Genomic DNA, 5,120 nt, shown 5'->3' with positions numbered 1-5,120 from the left:
TTAGAGTAACTTTTAGCGCTTTGGGTCAATTATTGCTGATTTAAAAATTTAACACCTAAAAAAACTCGCGCTCGATCGAAAAAACTGCGTCCCCTTGAACTTGAAGGAGAAATGTAACTTCCTATCGCGGATTTTGGGTAGGATGCGCCTATTTAGCTTTCCCAGATCTTAGTATATAATGAAACGAGCGGCTTGGATAATTTAATTCTTTATCTAGGGGGGGAAATAGAGTGAAAAATGGCCTTATAGTAGTAATTCTATCGTTGTTTCTAATGCCAGCGTCATCCATATCTGCACCCCTTTCTCACTGGAAAAAGGAATGGCCAAAGACCGATTTTTCAAAGCATTCGATTCCATTGGATGAAATTATGTCAGGAGGTCCTCCAAAGGATGGGATTCCCTCCCTTGATGATCCCAAATTTAAGCCTGTATCGGAAATTAAGAATTTGGCAGAAACGGAGCCCGTTATTACCCTTGATTACAAAGGTGATGTTCGTGCGTATCCCGTGCGTATATTAATGTTTCACGAAATTGTGAATGATACGGTTGCAAAGGAACCGGTTCTCATCACCTATTGTCCTCTTTGTAACACCGCTATCGTTTTTAAGAGAGTTGTCGAAGGGAAGGCGACAGAGTTTGGGACCACGGGGAATCTCCGACATTCTGATTTGTTGATGTATGATCGGCTCACGGAAAGCTGGTGGCAACAATTTACAGGCAAGGCCATTGTGGGCGAAATGATGGGGACGGAGCTAGAATTTTTACCGTCGCGACTAGAAGCTTTTTCTATGTTTAAAAAAAGATATCCTAAAGGCAAGGTCCTGATCGCTTCATCCACAGAAAGGCCCTATGGGAAAAATCCTTATGTGGGCTATGATAGAAGCAAGTTTCCTATGTTGTATCAAGGTAAATATGAAGGGAATTTGCCCCCATTGGCACGTGTAGTTGCAGTGAAAAACAAAGCGTGGTCCATGGCTCTTCTGCGCGAAAAGAAAAAAATTGTGGAGGGAGATTTGACTTTAACTTGGTCCAAAGGTCAAAATTCGGCCTTGGATGCCCAAGATATTAGCAAAGGGCGTGATGTCGGAAATGTGGTGGTTCAACGTAAAACGTCGCAAGGGTATGAGGATGTAGTGCACGTTGTTACCTTTGCCTTTGCTTTTAAGGCTTTTCATCCACACTCAAAAATCATTGGAGAGGAGGAGTAACACTATTGAAATCGCCTCTTAAAAAATGCCACAAAACCCGTTGGGTAATTGGAACAGGACTGTTTTCAGCATTAGCTTCTACGTTATGTTGTATTGTACCATTATTGTTGTTTTTACTCGGCATAGGAGGGGCGTGGCTTGCAAATCTTAGTGCACTTGGGCCCTACAGAATATATTTTCTAATTCTTGCCATAGTCAGTGTGGGGATAGGTTTTTGGAACGTATACAAAAAGCCAAAACCAGAAGATTGTCCGCCGGGCTCCTATTGCGCAGTTCCTGGGTCAAATACTCTTAACAAAATCATGCTATGGATTGCCATGGTTGTTATTGGTTTTGTCATTGCCTACCCATACGTACTTCCCTTAGTTCTCGACAAATTTTAGTTTTGGAGGAATCTGTATCATGAGAAAAATAGTTTTTATCAATCTACTGGCAGTACTTTTTCTCTCAAGCGGTTTTATTTTTGAGGCCCGTGGAGAGAGCTTAGAGTCAGTGGATCAGCCTATTCAGACAAATGAAAACGTTGTTACCCTTGATGTCCCAGGCATGTTTTGTCCCTCCTGTCCCTTCATTGTTCGCAAAACTCTTGAAGGGATCGAAGGCGCTATCAAAGTGGAGACATCACTGGAAACTAGAACGGCGGTGGTAACCCACGATAAAAGTAAAGTCAGTGTGAAACAACTTAAAGAAGCCCTAAAGAACGTGGGATATCCTGCGACTGAAAGAAAATAAAAACAAAAATTAGACTGCCTTGACTCCCATTTCACAATGTTTAATATGAGGATCACCTGATGGTTCCCCAACTGGGGATTAAACGGGAACGTGGTGCAAAACCATGGCTACCCCCGTAACTGTAAAGGGCGAGTTTCTCAACTCAAAATGCCACTGGCGACCAAATGAACGCTGGGAAGGCACGTTGGGAGACACTGACCCCCAAGCCAGGAGACCTGCCATTCAGGGCGTTGCCCATCCAAAAGACGGGGTATAATCTTTTGGTCCGGAAATCCGAAGCGGTGGCGAATTTATATGGTTGCCGTGACGTCGGGTTTCATGCTTTCGATAATTCCGTTCATCACAGTTCAAAGTAACACTTTAAAGTGGATGGGACCTATGGGTAATAGAACCTACTCTTTTATGATTCTTGTCACGGGATTTTTGTTCTCTTCAGCTGTATCAGCTGAGGAAATGCAGGAAATTGTGGTAACGGCGACTTCACTGCAAGAGGGTGACCGGGATCCATTTGTTACGGTTATTTCTCAGGAAGATATTCGCCAGTCATCAGCCACGACAATTCCTGATATTTTGAATCAAATTGCGGGCGTGCAAACCAGAGACTTTTTTGGGACACCCTCTCGGAATACGTTAGACCTAAGAGGACATGGAGCCGTAAGCAGTCAAAATACCATCGTTCTGGTAGATGGCTTACAACAGAATGAAATGGATTTTACAGGGATCAATTATCTCTCTTTATCCCCAGACAATATGGAAAAAATTGATGTGATAAGAGGCAGTGCTGGTAGTGTTCTCTACGGAGAAGGTGCCGTTGGAGGAGTTGTTAACATCAAAACACGCAAAAGAGCTAAGGAAGAATTTTCTGGGGAGTTAGGTGCCTTGGCGGGGTCTTATGGGCTGTGGGGGAGTAATTTATCCCTAGCTAAGAAGTTAGGTCCATATTCTCTTAGGGCCTATGGAAGTACGCGTCGAGAAGATGGATATCGAAGACATAACGAACTTTCCCAAGAGGATGTATCTTTGTTGGTGCATCATGACGGAGTTTCTGGAGAAGCCTTTGTGAAAGCCGATATGTTTCAACAGACTTTGAACATGCCGGGATCGCGAACAGTGACTTCTAGCTCGAGCCAATTTGCATCTGATCCTCGAGGCACGTCTACGCCATCTGACTTTGATAAACGAAAAAAAGCAACTCTATCTTTTGGGGGAACAAAAGCCCTAAGCGATACGGCCGATTTGAAACTGGAAGGTGGTCTGAAGTTGCTCAACAATCAGGCTCTCGAAGTGAATGCCAACGCAGGCCTCAACTCGTACATGAGTACGGATATGATTTCTGCAGAAGTTAAGCCTAAATTGGAACGGACGCATACCGTATTTGGCAATGAATCCGAACAGTTGGTGGGCCTAGATTTGCGGCTTTCTACCTATCAATCAGATCGAAAGCCATCAGAATTTGCTAACCCTGACAGACTTTATAGTGCTCAACAAAGAGAGATAGGACTTTTTGGACAAGAGACCGTTGCCCTTTCCAATAGGACAACTTTGACGGTAGGGACCAGAGGTCAATTTATTCAATTTTTTGGAAAGGAGCGTATTGCAGCTCAAACACAACAAGATGAAAACCTTTATTATGCCCTTAATTTGGGATTGGAGCATGGCATCTCTGTACATACGACCCTTTATGGACGGGTGGGTAGAGGTTTTCGGGCTGTTAAAATAGATGAACGGACAGGTCCTACTGGCCTAGAGTTTAATTTAAAGCCTCAGGCAGTAGTAGACGGTGATTTTGGCATCAAAGGGGACTATGGTTCCTTACGGTATCAGTCCAACCTTTTTGTTATGGAAACCCACAACGAAATTCGTTTTAACCCAACTACATTTGCCAATGAGAATTTCCCGAATATTGTTCGGTATGGCATTGAAAATTCGGGGACCTACAGGGTCACAGATGCTCTTAAATTCATAGGATCTCTAACCTATATTAATGCCAAATTTGTAGAAGGGCCCAATAAAGGAAAGCAGGTGCCATTAGTCTCTCCCTTGCTTTTAAACGGGGCTGCTTATTGGAATGTTGAAAAGCATATAGATTTTTCAATTGCGGCGACTTATGTCACAGAAAAACGCTTGGATAATGATGATCAAAACACCCAGCCCAAAATACCGGGGTACACATTACTTGATGCCAAGGTGCAAGGAACGGTGGATTATTTCAACTGGCAAGTGGCCGTTAAGAACATTTTAAATAAGAAGTATTTTTCCTATGGCACTGCTAGCTCTACGACCCAGGGAACTTATAATGTCTATCCTCTCCCAGGGATAACCTTTATCGCCGGTATGGGAGTAAAGTTTTGATGCGTGTCTGGCCATATTTAGGATCAGTTATATTTCATGGCGTCGTTTTGGGGGGCGGGATATTTCTGTCTCTACAGGAGACACCTATTCTAACTCAATTTGAGATTGTGTTTAGCACCCAATCTAAGGGTATAGAGGAAACGACTGTACTCAAGAACTCTACTGGGGTACCGAAAAAAAACAGACAGAAAAATACGTTATTATCAAAAGGGCCTGAGCCAACAAGGGATGCATTTTACGAAACTGGAAAACAGATTATAGAAGAAGCGATCACGCCTCCTCAATTTTTTTTGGGGAACCCAAAAACGCCAAAGCCAGCTTACCCCCGGTTGGCGCGTAAGAAGGGATGGCAAGGGAAGGTAGTTTTGGAAGTGATTGTTTGCCCGCGTGGAAAAACGAAAAGTGTTAAGGTGGCTTGCGGGAGCGGTCACCGAATCCTAGATGAAGCTGCCATTGAAACGGTGAGGGGCTGGAAGTTTTGTCCAGCAAAACAGGGTAAGAATTTTATCATCGCTTCCGTGCGTGTTCCAATTGTTTTTGATTTAGTGGGGTAAGTTAATCATTCCTTAGCAGAATTTATTTTGTAAAATTTCCAGACAAGAATTTCAAAAATTTCCCCAAAAAAATCTAATAACCATTTGATATAGAATAATACAGCAAAATTATGGTGGTTAAATTTCAACCACATACCCAAAATCCGCGATAGAAAATTAAATTTCTCCCTCTAGTGTGAAGGGAAGCAGTTTTTCCGATCGAGAGTGAATTTTTTTAGGTGTTAAATTTTTAAATTGACCCAAAGCGCTAAAAGTTATTCTAACCCTGGGTTTA

5 protein-coding genes and 1 riboswitch are annotated in these 5,120 nt (G+C 42.8%); all 5 genes read left to right on the top strand.

Going from position 1 to position 5,120, the window contains the following annotated elements:
- Nucleotides 1-272: 272 nt before the first annotated feature.
- The 5 genes from HOL16_02595 to HOL16_02575 all read left to right on the top strand — a co-directional run bounded on the left by HOL16_02595 (nucleotide 273) and on the right by HOL16_02575 (nucleotide 4,846).
- Complete coding sequence (locus HOL16_02595) at nucleotides 273-1,208, top strand: DUF3179 domain-containing protein (protein MBT5389583.1); 936 nt, start codon at nucleotides 273-275, stop codon at nucleotides 1,206-1,208.
- Between the two features lie 5 nt (nucleotides 1,209-1,213).
- Nucleotides 1,214-1,591: a mercury transporter MerT gene (locus HOL16_02590; protein ID MBT5389582.1), complete on the top strand. Its 378-nt coding sequence runs from the start codon at nucleotides 1,214-1,216 to the stop codon at nucleotides 1,589-1,591.
- A 19-nt stretch (nucleotides 1,592-1,610) separates the two neighbouring features.
- Nucleotides 1,611-1,940 (top strand): mercuric transport protein periplasmic component, encoded by a 330-nt coding sequence (locus HOL16_02585; GenBank protein ID MBT5389581.1) that lies wholly within the window; start codon nucleotides 1,611-1,613, stop codon nucleotides 1,938-1,940.
- Between the two features lie 43 nt (nucleotides 1,941-1,983).
- Nucleotides 1,984-2,178: riboswitch (cobalamin riboswitch) on the top strand.
- Nucleotides 2,179-2,318: 140 nt separating this feature from the next.
- On the top strand, nucleotides 2,319-4,292 hold the full coding sequence (locus tag HOL16_02580; GenBank protein MBT5389580.1) for a TonB-dependent receptor: 1,974 nt from the start codon (nucleotides 2,319-2,321) through the stop codon (nucleotides 4,290-4,292).
- Nucleotides 4,292-4,846, top strand: coding sequence for an energy transducer TonB (locus HOL16_02575; GenBank protein MBT5389579.1), 555 nt, complete (start codon nucleotides 4,292-4,294; stop codon nucleotides 4,844-4,846). Before HOL16_02580 ends, HOL16_02575 begins: the two co-directional genes overlap by 1 nt.
- Nucleotides 4,847-5,120 lie beyond the last annotated feature (274 nt).

Source organism: Alphaproteobacteria bacterium, from assembly GCA_018662925.1.
GTDB lineage: Bacteria > Pseudomonadota > Alphaproteobacteria > 16-39-46 > JABJFC01 > JABJFC01.
Note: the sequence above shows the minus strand (reverse complement) of the source record. Positions and strands in the feature narration are given on the sequence as shown.

Bases quoted from the DNA above. Each gene is read 5' to 3' on its own strand.
- HOL16_02595 (MBT5389583.1), top strand. From the start codon at position 273: ATGCCAGCGTCATCCATATCTGCACCCCTTTCTCACTGGAAAAAGGAA.
- HOL16_02585 (MBT5389581.1), top strand. From the start codon at position 1,611: ATGAGAAAAATAGTTTTTATCAATCTACTGGCAGTACTTTTTCTCTCA.
- HOL16_02580 (MBT5389580.1), top strand. From the start codon at position 2,319: ATGGGTAATAGAACCTACTCTTTTATGATTCTTGTCACGGGATTTTTG.
- HOL16_02575 (MBT5389579.1), top strand. From the start codon at position 4,292: ATGCGTGTCTGGCCATATTTAGGATCAGTTATATTTCATGGCGTCGTT.